Source organism: Gilliamella sp. ESL0232, from assembly GCF_013346885.1.
Lineage (GTDB): Bacteria > Pseudomonadota > Gammaproteobacteria > Enterobacterales > Orbaceae > Gilliamella > Gilliamella bombi.
This window is the reverse complement of record NZ_JAAEDW010000008.1, coordinates 64,828-80,107: the sequence shown is the minus strand read 5'-3', so window position 1 is coordinate 80,107 and position 15,280 is coordinate 64,828. Positions and strand designations below refer to the sequence as shown.

Sequence of the window (15,280 nt, the reverse complement as noted above, 5' to 3'; positions counted from 1 at the left end):
AAGTTTTTTACAAAAATAGATTAAAACATCTTTTGCGACCATCCTAACTTAGTCGAAAGATTATTAAAATAATCATAATCTTTGGTATGAATTAAATTAAATTCATATAAAGATCGACGAATAATCACATCTTGCGTTGGTTTGACCGGTAAAATAATTTGGCTATCACAGGCAATATTTAAATCAAGCGCAGTAGTTGGAAATTTAAGATGAATTGGGTTATTGCCTTTGATAACCAAAGGTCTAACTGCTAACGAATGAGGAAACATTGGCGTAATAATTAATGCATCTAAATGAGGCGCTAAAATAGGACCTCCAGCCGATAACGAGTAAGCGGTAGAGCCTGTTGGCGTTGCAATAATTAACCCATCAGCTCGCTGTGAAAACGCATTACGTTCATTAATGTAAACATCATAGTCAATCATATGCGCTACAGTGTTAGGAGTGACGACAATTTCGTTTACGGCGAAACTCGAATTAATCAAATTACCATTATCATAAATGGAAACTTCTAATAAAAAACGAGGATCATCCTCATATTCACCGGCAATAACAGGACTTAATTGTTCAATTACTTGTTCATGCGAGATATCCGTTAAGAAACCGAGATTACCTCGATTAACACCAATCACTTTGATTTTATAGTGTGACAAGTACCTAGCCGAACGTAGCATATTTCCATCCCCCCCCACAACAATGGCTAGGTCAGCTTGTTCACCAATTGCTTCTAACGAAGCGTAATGGCTAACTGGAAATTGAATATGATCCGCTAAGCGATCTTCAACTAGCACATGAATACCAAGACTAACAAGCCAATCATAAAGCACTTGATGAGTTTCGATTGCCTCTAATTTACGAGGAAGCCCAATGAGACCAATGCATTTAAAAGGTGTATTCATAAAATATCCTTGTTATTCTTTTATATAAACAATATGTATTTTTTCGTCACAGGTCAAAAAATTACATATCAATTTACTGATAAGCTTGTAATCATAAAAATTGTCCCCATAATAACCGTAATTCACTAAGTTTTCGACTACATTATTTGGAGTACCTTATGACAGAGCAAGATAAAAATATGTCAGAAAATGAAACTAACATTGACACACCAGCTGAAGAAACAACAGAGCAAGAAGCTCCAGCGCAACCAAGTCTAGAAGAGCAATTAAACGCAAAAGATGCACGTATTGCAGAGCTAGAACAAGCATTACAGTTGGCTAAAAAAAATGAAAGCGAAGCCATGATTCGTGCGCGAGCTGAAATTGATAATGTTCGTAAACGTGTTGAACAAGATGTTGATAAAGCTCGTAAATTTGCACTAGAAAAATTCTCTAATGAATTATTACCCGTTATTGATAATTTAGAACGAGCTTTAGAATCTACAGATAAAACCAACCCTGAGCATAAAGCTACTGTTGAAGGGCTAGAACTGACATTAAAATCATTCCTAGATACTGTCAAAAAATTTGGTATTGAAGTGATTAATACTGAAGATTCACAACTAAATCCTGATGTGCACCAAGCAATTAGTATGGTTGAATCACCAGAACATCAATCAGGTCAAATAGTAAATACCATCCAAAAAGGCTATACCTTAAATGGCCGGTTAATTCGTCCTGCGATGGTAATTGTTGCTAAATAGTTATCTTTAGATAGGTTAACCGCCAATCACTGTGGCGGTTAATTTTATTGATTCCGTTGCTCCTCACGAGCAAGTTTCTTCATTTTTTGTTCAATTCGTTGACGTTTTAATGGTGAAAGGTAATCAACAAAAAGTTTACCTTTTAAATGATCCATTTCGTGTTGGATACAGATAGCAAGTAACTCATCGGCATCAATTTCGTAAGGATTGCCATGGCGATCTAGAGCTTTAATTTTGATTTTTTCTGCTCTTGGCACAAATCCACGACAATTAGGAACCGATAAGCACCCTTCCTCAATACCCGTTTCACCTTCTTGGCTTATCACTTCAGGATTGATGATCACATAAACTTGGCTTTTATCTTCTGATACATCAATAACAATAATTTGTTCATGTACATCAACTTGGGTTGCTGCAAGCCCAATACCATTTTCGTCATACATGGTTTCGATCATGTTATCAATGATCGTTTGTAGCTCAGGGGTGAACTTGGTAACAGGCTTAGCAACTTTGCGAAGTCGCTCATCAGGAAAACGTAATACCGGTAAAATAGCCATAAATTCTTCGATCTACTCCTCAAATTTCGGGTTTATTCAAACTATTGCTCATTGTAAACATTTATCATACTGATGAATAGCCCTTGTTGGCTATTGGTAGTATTTATCTTATCAATTCAAGATATCTAAATCATTTAAAACGAGTGCGGAAAAATTATGATGAGTAAATATGAATTCTTATTAAGAATTTCAATGGTTGGATATGGAAAACAAAATATTTTTGAAAAAATTGGACAGCTTTTTGATAACGGTTTACCAAGTAGCATACAAAATGTGTCTTGTTTGTTAAATAAACTAGGATTGTCGGATGTTCAAATAGTGCGTTTTTATGAAACATCATATCTTCATTTAGAACCAATACTTCAATGGTTAGAATCACCCCACCCACAAAAACATCTTATTGCTTATTGTGATAACGATTATCCTTTATTACTTAAACAAATTTGTTCTCCGCCTTTATTGTTGTTTGTTTTAGGTAATCGGCAGTTATTACATTCACCTCAATTAGCCATGGTTGGAAGTCGTGAATTTAGTGAATATGGAGCACAGTGGGGAAGATATTTTGCTAGTGAATTAGCTATTAATGGTTTAACAATTACCAGCGGTTTAGCGCTTGGATTAGATGCTATTTGCCATCGTGGCGCACTTGAAGTATCGGGTCATACCATCGCAGTGTTAGGCAGCGGTTTAGCAAAAATTGCACCGAGATCAAATTTAAACTTAGCCAATGATATTTTGGAGCAAGGTGGGGCTATTGTGTCCGAATTTTTTCCATTTGAAAAAGCCAGATCCGTCTATTTTCCTCGTCGGAACCGAATTATTAGCGGGTTAAGTTTAGGAACTTTCGTGGTTGAAGCTTCAGAAAAAAGCGGCTCGTTAATTACTGCGCGCTATGCACTTGAACAAAATCGAGATGTATTTGCCTTACCAGGTGATATTAACAATGAAAACTGTAGTGGAACTCACTATTTAATTAAACAAGGCGCTTATTTAGTTTCTAAACCAGTTGATATTTTAGAGCATTATTATAGTTATTTATCAGTAGTAAATAGCTCGTGTAATCAGCTTAAAGAAGAACAGAATAATTCTATTTTGTATCCTGAAATTTTTGCTGTGATTCATCATCAACCTATCCCTGTTGATATTATTGCTCAACAAGTAAATATGTCGATTTCAGAAGTGAGCGTCAAATTATTAGATATGGAACTAGAAGGTTTAATAAAGACGGTAACAGGTGGTTATATTCGTAATCGAGTGATTTAAAATTAAAGATTTTTTTTGTTAAAAAGTTTCAGGTAAGTATACGTTTAAGTATAAAAACCACCGATATGTACCGGCGGTTCACACTATTTTTTATTTATCTTCAATTTCAAGAGCAATTTCAGATAAGATGATACCTGTGTTATCAGCATAGACAAAATCACCTGAGAAAAAAGTCACTCCACCAAAATTAACACGAATATCAATTTCACCAATGCCTTGATCTTCAGCACCAACAGGAATAGCTGCTAGAGCTTGAATGCCAATGTCGGCTTCAGCTAGATAATCAACTTGGCGAACAGCACCATAAACAATTATTCCTTCCCATTGATTTTGAACAGCAATATCTACTAACTCTGCATCAATTAGCGCTCGACGAACAGAGCCACCCCCATCAATAACAAGGATTTTTCCTGAGCCGTCTGATTGCAAAATTTCGTATAGTAAGCCGTTATCTTCAAAACATTTAACTGTTACAGCTTGACCTGAAAACGATGCTACGCCACCAAAATTACTAAATATTGGTTCAACTACGTTAACATCTTCTGGGTAATAATCGCAAAGAATTGAAGTATCAAACTCCATTATCAAGTCTCCTTTTGCTGTGATATATAAGTTTATTTAGTATAACGCTAATGCCAAGTAAAATGATATTAAAATTAAATAAACGTGAACTAGCTCAAAATAATCCCCAAACAATAAAGTAAATTAGTCAATAAAGCAAGTTTGACCATCTGTAATAATAAAGGTACCCCTTCTTTGTGCGTATTAAATTGAAAAACCATATAAATATGCTTAATAAATAACGGTAATGTTAATATAAACAAACCGCTCCAGATTGTTTGTAATTTATTGTATGCAAATAAACTTAGCGAACAAAATGCTATGAGTAATAGCAATAAATGATAATATCGCCCCATACATTTACCAATCATTACCACTAAAGTACGCTTATTACTTTTTCGATCTAGTTCTATATCACGAAGGTTATTGATATTAAGCACAGCAACGGATAACAAACCACAGCCTAAAGAAGGTAAAATAATGGATAAAGAGAATACCTTAGTTTGCAAGTAGAAACTACCCATGACACCAATCAAACCAAAAAAAGTAAGTACTGATAGATCGCCAAATCCAATATAGCCGTAAGGTTTTTTACCCATGGTATAAGTTATTGCGGCAACAATAGATAATAATCCTAATAATATAAAAATAAATAATTCATAAATATTATTACAAGCAAATATAAGCAAAATCAGCCCAAATAAAATACATAAAAAAATATTAATCCATAGCGCTATTTTTAGCTGCTTAAGTGTAATTAAGCCTAATTGTATACCTCGATTATGGGCAGTAAGATTGTTTTGATCGCTACCTTTAATTTCATCTCCGTAATCATTGGCTAGATTAGAAAGAATTTGTAACAATGATGCTGTAATTAATGAAAACAGTAGTATCCAAAAACTAAATTGATGTTGCCAATAAGCTAGTGCATTGCCTACTAATATCGCAGAAAGAGAAAGAGGTATGGTTTTTAATCGTAAACTAATAATCCATGGGTAAAATTTATTGTACATTCAATAACTGTATTATTTTTAGTGAAAACTATAAATCATAATAACAGGAATACTGAATTAATTCACTGTGTTAGTAATAAAAAGCTCCTTCAGTAAAACTCAGATTATTTTCCGTATATGCACTTTACCCATATTTATCATTTAGCTACGCATTTTTGAATATCGAAACGTTTTCATTTTTCTAAATATACTTCTAACTTTTCCTTCTCGTAAGGCTGATATGAAAATACCTAACGAGCTATATATTACTCCTAGTAAAAGTATCATAAATATATTTAGCCAGTTATCTGATAAGCTTAACCCCATTTGATTCACTCCTGCAATCATATTGGTTGCCCAAGTTGAAGGTAGAGAATAAGAAACACATTGCACCCATAATGGCATTGCATCAATAGGCCAAATGGTTCCTGAAAGATAGAAAACAGGTGTGGTTAAAAATGCTAATGTAAGATATATCATCTCAGTACGGCGTAAACATTCTGTTAGTAATTTGCTCAAACCTAGCGCCCCAAGCAATAATGGAAATGTCATGATTAATATTTCGGGAATGCTAGCTAATTGCCGATAACCAAGTATCCAAGGCCATAAACCAAATAATACAATAGATAAAAATAACCAGATAGGTAATAACCCACATAAACTGCCAAAGACAACAATTTTAGGCGGTTTGCCTTGAGGTAGCGAATTTAAAGTGATATTAGTACGAGTTGAAGCAATTAAAAAAGAGTGTTGTAGCAACATGACTAACAAACCTGGAAAGGTAATGGCGGCAAAACTGATGCCTGCATTATAAAGTGGTTCGGTTTGACCTTTTATAGGTGATAAAATAATATTGATCTGTTTATCTGAAAATCCGTTATTACGCATTATTTTAGTATTATATTCAGTCAATATCTGCTGATATATCCCTTTTATATCAACTTGTATTAAACCATTAGCTAAACGACTTGAAGCATCACCATATGCAGGAATTGTAACTTCTTCACCATTTATTAGACGCTTTTCAAAATCTCTTGGAATTGTGATCACAGCAAAAAGTTTACGATTATTGATATCATCATAAGCTTGAAGAGAGCTTTCATAAATAATCGTATCAATTTTTGAACTTGTTTCTAATGAGCGAATTAAACCACGGCTTGTTGGAGTATGATCTTGATCAACAATTGCTATCGGTAAATTAGTGATAGTTCCATTAATATAAACAAGGCTCATTAATGATACTGACAATAGTAACAATAACCACATTGGTCGTCCTAACAGATAAAAGAATATTCTTATAAATGAAGACCAAAATATTTTAATCATCTAAATTTATCCTCTTACTGTGAATGTAAACGTCTTACTAGACGCTTTCTGACTAACACGGTAATAATAATTGGATAGATCATTAAAATTCCGCATGTTTTTAACACCGACAAATAACTAGAGTGACGCAAAAACAGATCGAACAGTTTATTTAGTGCATAAGTTAATGGTTCAAGCGAAGAGATAAATCTAGCAATCCATGGCATGGATAGTTCAGGTACAACAACACCAGAATAAGTTAATGCAAGTCCAACTAAAATACCTATATAAGTATAGGCATCAATAGGAGTTTTAGTAAAAGTGTATAGCAAAATACCAATGCTTTGTGCTGCAATAACATAGAAAAATACCACTATCATCATGGCAAACGGAGAACCTGATACACGCGCATTAGAAAACAAAACGAGCATGGCAATTTCAAAAATAAGCAGCATAGTAAACCAAATTGTATAAGGTGCTAATTTCCCTAAAACAAAAGGGTAGCTAGGACGAGTTCGCTTTGGCAACTGTGCTAAAATGTGAATTGTTGTGGTTACAACAAATAGCTGCAATAAATGCACTACTGCGGAAAATTGTTGGAAGTACATTGAGTTACCACTAGCATTAAATAAACCATCATAATTAAAGTTAACTTTTGCCAATGGGGGAACTGGCATGCCAATGCTAGTAGCCATGGTGGTTCGATATTGGGTATTGATTGTTGCTATCAACCCAGAATAATCCATGATCGAATATAATCCAGCACTATAATATAACGCATTATAATAAAGCATTGGTGTAGGTTGGCGACCTGATAATACATCCGCTTCAAAATTAGGTGGAATATAAAGTAGCGCATAAATTTTTGCTTTTTGCAGATCACGCTCAGCATCAAAAAGTTGGCTATCATAATTGATAAGATCTGCATGTGCTGCAGCATTAAGATTACGCACGAGTTCGCGTGATAAAGTACTCTTATCTTGATCAATATAACCTACTGGTAAATCATATAATACACCTCGATAAAAAATACTACTAATTAACACAAAGATAATTAGTGGCATAATCCACATTAGCCAGTGAAAGGTAAACCGCCTAAAAATTTGTGGTATTTCGGCGTTAAACGCCTCTTTAAAACGATGCCAGAAATCTAACATTATTTGTCTAGCTTCCATAATGTGCTCATACCTGCACGTAAACCTTCAACAGGTGCAATAGGATAGAGTCTTACTTCAAAGGTTTTTAAATCAAAATCTCCTGTTGCTCTTGTTGCACGTTTAGTTGCATAATCGCCCATTGGTGCTATATAACGAATTTCGGCTTCAATTTCTTTGTGATTGAGTGCAGGTACTTCAAGTATAATATGATCACCTTTGCGAATATTAGACATAATATCTTCACGCAAGTTAAATACGAAATAAGCTTGAGGTAATTGAATCACTGTTAACAATGGGCTGTTAGCATTAAACAATTCGCCAACTTCAGCAGGAATAGAACCAATTTCACCTGCTACTTGCGCTTTAACTTGTAAATCATCATATTGTATTTGTAGCTGTTTAAGTTGCTCTCCGGCTTCTTCCAATTTGGCAGCATAAATTTCACGTTGCTCAATGCGATCTCCATTTTTAGCTTGGTCTAAATTAGCTTGTGCTGATTGAACTTGTTGAAAAGCTGAGTCACGTGTTTTTAAAGCATTATCTAAGATAGATTGAGAAACATAACCTTTGGCCGAAATAGCTTTGTTACGCTCATATTCTTTGGAAGCATTATCATATGTTACCTTTGCTTGCTCAAGAATTGCTTCATAATAACGAATGCTTTCTTCACGAGTTCCATGCTCCGAAAGTGCTAATTGAGCTTTTGCTTGGTCTCGCGCTGCTTCAGCCGCTTTGACTTGAGCTAAAAGCTCAGGGCTATCGAGAGTAATAAGAATATCACCAGGTTTAACGTCATCACCTCGATGAACATGAATAAATTGCACTCTACCTTTGGCTTTAGAAGCAACGCTAACATTCGGTGCATCAACTTCTCCTTGTAGGATAAACTGACTATTGTGTGAGCGAATTAAAATCGTCATTGATATTAAAATAACGATTAACGCAATAATAGTAAAAACTTTTTTGTTCATAAAATTTTGTATAGAGTGGTATTAAAGAGATAAGAAATAGAGAATTAAAATTATTATATACTTTGTAAAATAAGCATATGCAAAATTTACTCTCTCCCATTATACGAAAATTGCTTTATTTACACAAAGCATATCAATTTAATTTAAAAATGAATTAATATCAATACTAAGTTATTATAGTGGTAACTGATTTTTTATATCTACTTAAAATAAATTTTATTAATTATAAAATGATACTTTAATAGGTTTTATTTATAAGTGATATTAGTCAAATAAAATAGATAAAAACCTACTTATTTAGTAAACTATTAAAAAATAAAAATTTAAGGTATTTAATATGGTTAAAATAATTATTATTGGTGGTGGCGCAGGAGGATTAGAATTAGCAACTGATCTCGGCGATAAATTAGGGAAAAGTAATCAAGCCGAGGTTACACTAATAGATAAAAATACTTATCATATTTGGAAACCTTTATTACATGAAGTTGCTACTGGTATTCTAAATGAGCAAGCTGATAAAATTGATTATGCTGAACAAGGACAACAACACCATTTTCAATTTATTCAAGGCACGTTTACTAATCTTAATCGTGAAGAAAAGCATGTTATTATTGAGAATTCAAATAGTGAATCTATTTCTGTACCATATGATACATTAGTTGTGGCAATAGGAAGTACTTCAAACGATTTTGGCACACCTGGAGTTAAAGAACATTGTATCTTTTTAGATGACCAAAACGCTGCAATTCGTCTACGTGAAACACTTATTACAAAATTTGCTAGTTTTTGTTCAATTATTGATGAACATGAAACGACGACTGAAGATAAAATTCGTATTGCTATTGTTGGTGGTGGCGCAACAGGTGTTGAATTAGCTTCTGAGTTACCTCATATGGTTGAAACATTTGGCAACTGTGGTCGTAATAAAATGTGTTCTGATTTGCTTGATGTATCTATTATTGAAGCAACTGACCGTATTTTACCTGCTTTACCTGAAAAAACGGCATTAAATATTACCGATACCCTTCAAAAACGTGGTATTCATGTATTAACAAAAACCATGATAACCAAGGCGGAAAGTGACGGCTTTTATCCAAAGGAAGGCGATATTATTAGCGCAGATATTATGATTTGGACTGCAGGTGTAAAAGCACCAGACTATTTAAAAGATATTGCTGGTTTAGAATCAAGCCGTTCGAATCAACTGGTGGTTAAACCAACATTACAAACAACGCGCGATGATAATATTTTTGTTATTGGTGATTGTGCTTATGCTATGCAAAACAGCGGGCGAGCCTCACCAGCTACTGCACAAGCCGCACATCAAATGGCAAAAATATGTTATGAAAATATCATTAACATGTTAAATAATAAACCCATGAAATCATTTAATTATGTTGATAATGGAACGATTATTTCTCTCCATGATACAGCACAAGGTGTAGTTAAAATTGCTGGTAAACGCGAAATGAATGTTAAAGGTTTTTTTGCTTTAACTATTCATCGTTTGTTATACCGTATGCATCAAGCAAGCTTATTAGGTATTTTCAAAACAATTCGATTTGTTAAGGCTAGTAAAGAGATGTATAAAAATAAATTTGCTTCTATTTTTACTCATCAAGACTAGTTTCCCATTTAGATAGCTACTTACAAATACTATTTTATAAGTAGCTATTTTATAATTTATAACATTATTTACAGGTAAGGGGAATTTAATACGTTTTATTATATTATTTATGCTGTCTGTCTCTAGTTAGCTTTTTAGTATTGCTAGTTATAAACCTCAAGATAGTGATTTTATTTTTCCATCCACACAATCAACAAAGTCTGGCTGTTGAACAAGCAACAAACTCTCCATACATTCATATGGTAATTATTTTTAATACAAATGGTAAGCCATATATTTTTGAAACGGCTAATAAAGTAATTTATACACCACTAACTAGTTGGGTTTCACGTGGTAAAATAAAAAATTACGTTATCACACGATTAAAAAATCACAATTTATCTAGGATGTATTTATCTTTGATGGCAGTTTTTAAATGACATAGTGAACGTTATAATAATTTTGCCAAAAATAACCATAACTTAGTTCATTATACCGTTAACAATGTTAACAGATAAGCAGTGGGAAGGAAACGCGACTGAAAATAATGAAAAGTACGAATCGAGTTTATAATAAAACAGAATATAGGGTGACATTTGAGGAAATACTGTTCCAAATAAGAACAGGTATTTCTTGGCGAGATTTGCCGACTACATTTAGTGAATGAAATACAGTTTATAGATGTTTTAATTTATGGTTTAGAAAAAAGTATATTAATGTATATTATCAAATAATTATTAAGTATAGCTGATTTCGAATGGATTTTCCTCGATGGTCTATTGTGCAAGCACATCAACATAGCTCAGGTGCAATAACTCAACATTTAGAACAAATAGGAATTATGCCAGCATGTTATCGCTGGTATTTATACTTTTGTGGCTACCAATGTATTGTTGATTAATATATAAACACAAAAGATCAGCAGTCTATAATTACAACTTAATTTTTACATGGTACACTTTGTGGCGTCATCTACAAGAAATCAATTTAGGTAATAATATGAAAAAAATAACTATACTGATATTGTTAATGTCATGGCCACTAGTATCTTTAGCCAAAGGACCTAATTGTTATACTTGGCCTATGAACATGACCATGGTTTGGATGAAAAATGAAAAGATAGTAGATATCCAAGACTTGGATGAATCAAAAACCAAAATAATGCAATTGGCCTCAGAGAAAATAAAAAAAGATTTATATACGCAAATTTATCACTTTATTTTTTATGATAAGAATGGTAATAGTTACGAAGTTATTACAAAAAGCCAAGCATCATACGAAGAATGTTCAATGAGTGATGTGAATAAATATCTAATATCCAAAAGCCAAGTTCATCAATAGGTTATCTAATAATAGGTAAGTAAACTCGGTATTTTAGACTATTTTTAGTCAACGATATAGGTAAAAAAGAATAATTTAAGGTAATTATATGAAAAAGCTTTCTTTATTAATATTGTTAATATTATGTCCAATTCTATCCTTTGCTAAAGGGCCAGATTGCCATAATCACGCTCTGAATAAGGCTAAAGAGTGGTTGCAAAGTAGTAATATAGTGGAGATTGAAAACTTGAATCAATCAAAATTGAGAATAACACTTTTAGCATCTGAACAGAAAAGTAAGGGTTTATATACACAAATTTACCACTTTGTTTTGTATGATAATCAAAATAAATCTTACGAAGTCATCACAAAAAATGAAGATTCTGATAAAGAATGCTCAATAGGTAACGTTGATAGTTATTTAGTAGCAAAACGCCAGGTTGATTATTTTGATTAATTAGTGAAATTACTAAAGATTTCAGACGTGTTTAACCAAACTATATTATTGCTTTATCAATTATTTAGCTAAATGAATACGGCAAGACAAAAAATTAAAGGTTGTAAAATGAAAAAAAATTTCTTAATTATTGGGCTAATAATGTGGCCTATAATCTCTTTTGCTAAAACACCTAATTGTGCAAATGCTTTCATGAATAATGCGGCTTGGTGGATGCAATATGATGGAGGAATCGTTGAGATGGCTGATTTAGATCCATCAAAAACAACAGTAACATTATTGGCATCAGAAAAAAAGAAAAATACAAATAATATGATAAAGAAAAAATATGTATATACTCAAATTTATCGCTTCGTTTTTTATGATGATAGTGGCAATAGCTATCAAGTTATAACAAAAGGTGATGCGGTAGAAATTAACGAAAATGATATTACTGAATTTTGTTCAGCAGGATTGAGCGACGTTTATTTTGTATCGAAAAATAATTTAAGTGTAGATAGTAAATAATTCGATTGATTAACTAATCTTTTTTAGCTTTAATTTGGATATAGAATGGGTACAACTCACAAGTTAAATGTAGGAAAGTCCTTTAGCAATCAACTTATCGGAAAGTTAAAAAAGGCTACTTGTAATACCAAATAGCCTTTTGTGTTTGATAAAAAATCAAAAGCAAATTATTGCCCCATACGGCGAGTCAATTCGATAACGCGAATTTTTGCCAAAGCTTTTGATAATTCAGCAGATGCTTGTGCAAATGACATATCATCACTTGGGTGATTGATATGTTCTTGTGCTTGTCTTACTGCTTCTTGTGCTCTTGCTTCATCTAAATCTTCACCACGAATTGCAGTATCTGCCAAGATAGTTACGATGTTAGGTTGTACTTCTAAGATGCCACCAGATAGATAAATAAACTCTTCTTCACCATCCGCTTTCACAATGCCGACCATGCCTGGTTTTATGGTTGTGAGTAAAGGGGTATGGCCAGGATAAATCCCAAGTTCACCTTCCTTACCTGTGACTCTGATTCGCTGAACATCACCCGAAAACAGGTGAGATTCAGCACTAACAACTTCTAATTGATAGGAAGTTAGTGCCATAATACGATCTCCATTAATACGATCTTCGTTCAATGAATCTCTTAGAGAGATTTTGCCTTCTCAATCGCTTCATCAATTGAACCAACCATATAGAATGCTTGTTCAGGAATATGGTCATAATCACCATTCATGATTCCTTTAAATGCACTGATCGTATCTTTTAAAGGTACATATTTTCCTGGTGAACCAGTAAATACTTCTGCAACAAAGAATGGTTGAGATAAGAAGCGCTGAATTTTACGTGCACGAGCAACGATCAATTTATCATCTTCAGATAACTCATCCATACCAAGAATAGCAATAATATCTTTTAATTCTTGATAACGTTGTAGAATTGACTGAACACCACGGGCACAATCATAGTGCTCTTGACCAACAACTAAAGGATCTAATTGACGACTAGTTGAATCTAATGGATCCACTGCCGGATAGATACCTAAAGAAGCAATTTGTCGACTTAATACGATTGTCGCATCTAAGTGAGCAAAGGTTGTTGCTGGTGATGGGTCAGTCAAGTCATCTGCTGGCACATACACCGCTTGGATTGAAGTAATCGAACCGGTCTTAGTTGAAGTAATACGTTCTTGTAGTAACCCCATTTCTTCAGCTAATGTTGGTTGATAACCTACTGCCGATGGCATACGACCTAATAACGCAGATACTTCAGTACCAGCTAATGTATAGCGATAAATATTATCGATGAATAATAAAACATCTTTACCTTCGTCACGGAATTTTTCAGCCATAGTTAAACCAGTTAACGCAACACGTAAACGGTTTCCTGGTGGCTCATTCATTTGACCGTAAACTAATGATACTTTATCAAGTACGTTTGATTCTTTCATTTCGTGGTAAAAGTCATTACCTTCACGAGTACGTTCTCCCACACCAGTAAACACTGAGTATCCTGAGTGTTCAATAGCGATATTACGGATCAACTCCATCATGTTAACGGTTTTACCTACACCAGCACCACCAAACAGACCAACTTTACCACCTTTAGCAAATGGACAAATTAAGTCGATAACTTTAATACCTGTTTCAAGTAGTTCGGTTGAGTTTGCAAGTTCTTCATAGGTTGGGGCTGCACGGTGAATCGCCCAACGTTCTTCTTCTCCAATAGGACCTGCTTTATCAACAGGATCACCAAGTACGTTCATAATACGACCTAGTGTTTTTGTACCAACAGGTACTTCAATGCCGTGACCAGTGTTTACTACGTCAAGTCCACGTCTTAAACCATCAGATGAACCCATTGCGATACAACATACAACGCCACCACCTAATTGTTGCTGAACTTCCAGAACTAATTTTTCAGTGCCTGTTTCCACTTCTAATGCATCATATACCTTTGGTACTGCATCTTCTGGGAATTCGACATCAACCACCGCACCGATGATCTGGACAATCTTTCCAGTAGCCATTTTTAATCCTCTACGTCTTTTTCTTAACTATAAGCCAATATTTAGCACTAACCTGAAACAGCGGCTGCACCGGATACAATATCAATTAATTCATTAGTAATAGCACCTTGACGTGCCTTGTTATACACAATTTGTAACTCATTAATTAGGTTTGCACCGTTATCCGTTGCCGCTTTCATGGCCACCATTCTTGCTGCTTGTTCACTCGCTAAATTATCAACCACTGCTTGATAGACTTGTGATTCAATATAGCGACGTAAAATCACGTCTAATAGTGATTTAGCATCAGGCTCATAAATATAATCCCATGATGAAGCTTTGAGTTTTTTATCTTCTGATGGTGGTAAAGGTAATAATTGCTGAATTGTCGGCTTTTGTGACATCGTATTAATAAATTTGTTTGTGACAATATATAATCTATCAATTTTACCGTTGTCATATGCCTCAAGCATTGTTTTTACCGGCCCAATTAAATCGGATAAATTTGGTTCATCGCCCAAATTAGTAGCTTGAGTTAAGATGTTCGCTTTCACTGACGAGAAAAACGAAACACCACGCGAACCAATTAAAGCAACATCAGCTTCAACACCTTTTTCCTGCCATGCTGACATATCAGCAATGACAGTTTTAAAAAGATTGATATTTAAACCACCACATAAACCACGATCGGTTGAAATGATAAGATAGCCAACTCGCTTTACATCTCTTTCTTCTAAATAAGGATGTTTGGCGCCTATCTGAGCTAACGCTAAATGTCCAATTACTTCACGAATCATTTCGGCATATGGTCGACTAGCAGCCATTCTATCTTGCGTTTTACGCATTTTAGAATTGGCAACCATTTCCATCGCTTTAGTGATTTTTTGCGTACTTTGGATACTGGCAATTTTTGTTCTAATCTCTTTTGCATTAGCCATTTTTTACC

At 34.0% G+C, this 15,280-nt stretch carries 16 protein-coding genes and 1 pseudogene; 7 read left to right on the top strand and 10 right to left on the bottom strand.

What is annotated here, in order from left to right:
- Positions 1 to 20: 20 nt before the first annotated feature.
- Positions 21 to 899 (bottom strand): NAD(+) kinase, encoded by an 879-nt coding sequence (gene nadK / locus GYW75_RS09430; protein ID WP_065574520.1) that lies wholly within the window; start codon positions 897 to 899, stop codon positions 21 to 23.
- A 158-nt stretch (positions 900 to 1,057) separates the two neighbouring features.
- Here nadK and grpE point away from each other — a divergent pair, with 158 nt between their 5' ends.
- Entirely contained in the window at positions 1,058 to 1,642 is a 585-nt protein-coding gene (gene grpE, locus GYW75_RS09425; RefSeq protein WP_034909401.1) for a nucleotide exchange factor GrpE, read from the top strand.
- Between the two features lie 44 nt (positions 1,643 to 1,686).
- Here grpE and def read toward each other — a convergent pair whose 3' ends face one another.
- The gene (gene def, locus GYW75_RS09420; RefSeq protein WP_174799224.1) at positions 1,687 to 2,199 is read right to left on the bottom strand and encodes a peptide deformylase; all 513 of its coding nucleotides are present in this window, start codon (positions 2,197 to 2,199) and stop codon (positions 1,687 to 1,689) included.
- Between the two features lie 156 nt (positions 2,200 to 2,355).
- On the opposite strand from def, the gene dprA reads away from it, so the two are divergent.
- Positions 2,356 to 3,462, top strand: a complete 1,107-nt coding sequence (dprA, locus tag GYW75_RS09415; RefSeq protein WP_202983964.1) for a DNA-processing protein DprA — start codon at positions 2,356 to 2,358, stop codon at positions 3,460 to 3,462.
- A gap of 90 nt (positions 3,463 to 3,552) precedes the next feature.
- On the opposite strand, the gene rraA is transcribed toward dprA, so the two are convergent.
- The 5 genes from rraA to GYW75_RS09390 form a co-directional block, all read right to left on the bottom strand.
- The gene (rraA, locus tag GYW75_RS09410) at positions 3,553 to 4,044 is read right to left on the bottom strand and encodes a ribonuclease E activity regulator RraA (RefSeq protein ID WP_034909391.1); all 492 of its coding nucleotides are present in this window, start codon (positions 4,042 to 4,044) and stop codon (positions 3,553 to 3,555) included.
- Between the two features lie 89 nt (positions 4,045 to 4,133).
- The gene (locus GYW75_RS09405) at positions 4,134 to 5,036 is read right to left on the bottom strand and encodes a 1,4-dihydroxy-2-naphthoate polyprenyltransferase (RefSeq protein WP_034909388.1); all 903 of its coding nucleotides are present in this window, start codon (positions 5,034 to 5,036) and stop codon (positions 4,134 to 4,136) included.
- 141 nt (positions 5,037 to 5,177) lie between these two features.
- Positions 5,178 to 6,338, bottom strand: a complete 1,161-nt coding sequence (locus tag GYW75_RS09400) for an ABC transporter permease (RefSeq protein WP_174799251.1) — start codon at positions 6,336 to 6,338, stop codon at positions 5,178 to 5,180.
- A 17-nt stretch (positions 6,339 to 6,355) separates the two neighbouring features.
- Positions 6,356 to 7,495, bottom strand: a complete 1,140-nt coding sequence (locus GYW75_RS09395) for an ABC transporter permease (protein WP_194240465.1) — start codon at positions 7,493 to 7,495, stop codon at positions 6,356 to 6,358.
- Positions 7,477 to 8,448: an HlyD family secretion protein gene (locus GYW75_RS09390; protein ID WP_065590594.1), complete on the bottom strand. Its 972-nt coding sequence runs from the start codon at positions 8,446 to 8,448 to the stop codon at positions 7,477 to 7,479. Before GYW75_RS09390 ends, GYW75_RS09395 begins: the two co-directional genes overlap by 19 nt.
- Before the next feature lie 337 nt (positions 8,449 to 8,785).
- On the opposite strand from GYW75_RS09390, the gene GYW75_RS09385 reads away from it, so the two are divergent.
- From GYW75_RS09385 to GYW75_RS09360, 5 genes and pseudogenes are all read left to right on the top strand, one after another.
- The gene (locus tag GYW75_RS09385) at positions 8,786 to 10,075 is read left to right on the top strand and encodes an NAD(P)/FAD-dependent oxidoreductase (protein WP_085163688.1); all 1,290 of its coding nucleotides are present in this window, start codon (positions 8,786 to 8,788) and stop codon (positions 10,073 to 10,075) included.
- 471 nt (positions 10,076 to 10,546) lie between these two features.
- Positions 10,547 to 10,892 (top strand): annotated as a pseudogene (locus GYW75_RS12805) (transposase); the annotation flags it as partial.
- Between the two features lie 191 nt (positions 10,893 to 11,083).
- A complete protein-coding gene (locus GYW75_RS09370; protein ID WP_238786458.1) occupies positions 11,084 to 11,395 on the top strand; it encodes a hypothetical protein in 312 nt (103 codons plus the stop codon).
- 88 nt (positions 11,396 to 11,483) lie between these two features.
- Positions 11,484 to 11,831 (top strand): hypothetical protein, encoded by a 348-nt coding sequence (locus GYW75_RS09365; protein ID WP_174799220.1) that lies wholly within the window; start codon positions 11,484 to 11,486, stop codon positions 11,829 to 11,831.
- A gap of 108 nt (positions 11,832 to 11,939) precedes the next feature.
- Positions 11,940 to 12,338, top strand: coding sequence for a hypothetical protein (locus GYW75_RS09360; RefSeq protein WP_174799219.1), 399 nt, complete (start codon positions 11,940 to 11,942; stop codon positions 12,336 to 12,338).
- 167 nt (positions 12,339 to 12,505) lie between these two features.
- On the opposite strand, the gene GYW75_RS09355 is transcribed toward GYW75_RS09360, so the two are convergent.
- From GYW75_RS09355 to atpG, 3 genes are read right to left on the bottom strand one after another with little or no spacing between them, the layout of a single operon-like run.
- Positions 12,506 to 12,931, bottom strand: coding sequence for a F0F1 ATP synthase subunit epsilon (locus GYW75_RS09355; protein WP_034911289.1), 426 nt, complete (start codon positions 12,929 to 12,931; stop codon positions 12,506 to 12,508).
- Positions 12,932 to 12,972: 41 nt separating this feature from the next.
- On the bottom strand, positions 12,973 to 14,355 hold the full coding sequence (atpD, locus tag GYW75_RS09350) for a F0F1 ATP synthase subunit beta (RefSeq protein ID WP_034911215.1): 1,383 nt from the start codon (positions 14,353 to 14,355) through the stop codon (positions 12,973 to 12,975).
- A 47-nt stretch (positions 14,356 to 14,402) separates the two neighbouring features.
- Positions 14,403 to 15,272, bottom strand: coding sequence for a F0F1 ATP synthase subunit gamma (gene atpG / locus GYW75_RS09345; RefSeq protein ID WP_065590589.1), 870 nt, complete (start codon positions 15,270 to 15,272; stop codon positions 14,403 to 14,405).
- Between the last annotated feature and the right edge of the window lie 8 nt (positions 15,273 to 15,280).

Excerpts from the sequence above, each read along its gene's own strand:
- GYW75_RS09365 (WP_174799220.1), top strand. The coding sequence starts at position 11,484 with ATGAAAAAGCTTTCTTTATTAATATTGTTAATATTATGTCCAATTCTA.
- nadK (WP_065574520.1), bottom strand. The coding sequence starts at position 899 with ATGAATACACCTTTTAAATGCATTGGTCTCATTGGGCTTCCTCGTAAA.
- GYW75_RS09370 (WP_238786458.1), top strand. The coding sequence starts at position 11,084 with ATGTCATGGCCACTAGTATCTTTAGCCAAAGGACCTAATTGTTATACT.
- GYW75_RS09360 (WP_174799219.1), top strand. The coding sequence starts at position 11,940 with ATGAAAAAAAATTTCTTAATTATTGGGCTAATAATGTGGCCTATAATC.
- atpG (WP_065590589.1), bottom strand. The coding sequence starts at position 15,272 with ATGGCTAATGCAAAAGAGATTAGAACAAAAATTGCCAGTATCCAAAGT.
- GYW75_RS09390 (WP_065590594.1), bottom strand. The coding sequence starts at position 8,448 with ATGAACAAAAAAGTTTTTACTATTATTGCGTTAATCGTTATTTTAATA.
- GYW75_RS09355 (WP_034911289.1), bottom strand. The coding sequence starts at position 12,931 with ATGGCACTAACTTCCTATCAATTAGAAGTTGTTAGTGCTGAATCTCAC.
- GYW75_RS09395 (WP_194240465.1), bottom strand. The coding sequence starts at position 7,495 with ATGGAAGCTAGACAAATAATGTTAGATTTCTGGCATCGTTTTAAAGAG.
- GYW75_RS09405 (WP_034909388.1), bottom strand. The coding sequence starts at position 5,036 with ATGTACAATAAATTTTACCCATGGATTATTAGTTTACGATTAAAAACC.
- dprA (WP_202983964.1), top strand. The coding sequence starts at position 2,356 with ATGATGAGTAAATATGAATTCTTATTAAGAATTTCAATGGTTGGATAT.
- rraA (WP_034909391.1), bottom strand. The coding sequence starts at position 4,044 with ATGGAGTTTGATACTTCAATTCTTTGCGATTATTACCCAGAAGATGTT.
- def (WP_174799224.1), bottom strand. The coding sequence starts at position 2,199 with ATGGCTATTTTACCGGTATTACGTTTTCCTGATGAGCGACTTCGCAAA.
- atpD (WP_034911215.1), bottom strand. The coding sequence starts at position 14,355 with ATGGCTACTGGAAAGATTGTCCAGATCATCGGTGCGGTGGTTGATGTC.
- grpE (WP_034909401.1), top strand. The coding sequence starts at position 1,058 with ATGACAGAGCAAGATAAAAATATGTCAGAAAATGAAACTAACATTGAC.
- GYW75_RS09385 (WP_085163688.1), top strand. The coding sequence starts at position 8,786 with ATGGTTAAAATAATTATTATTGGTGGTGGCGCAGGAGGATTAGAATTA.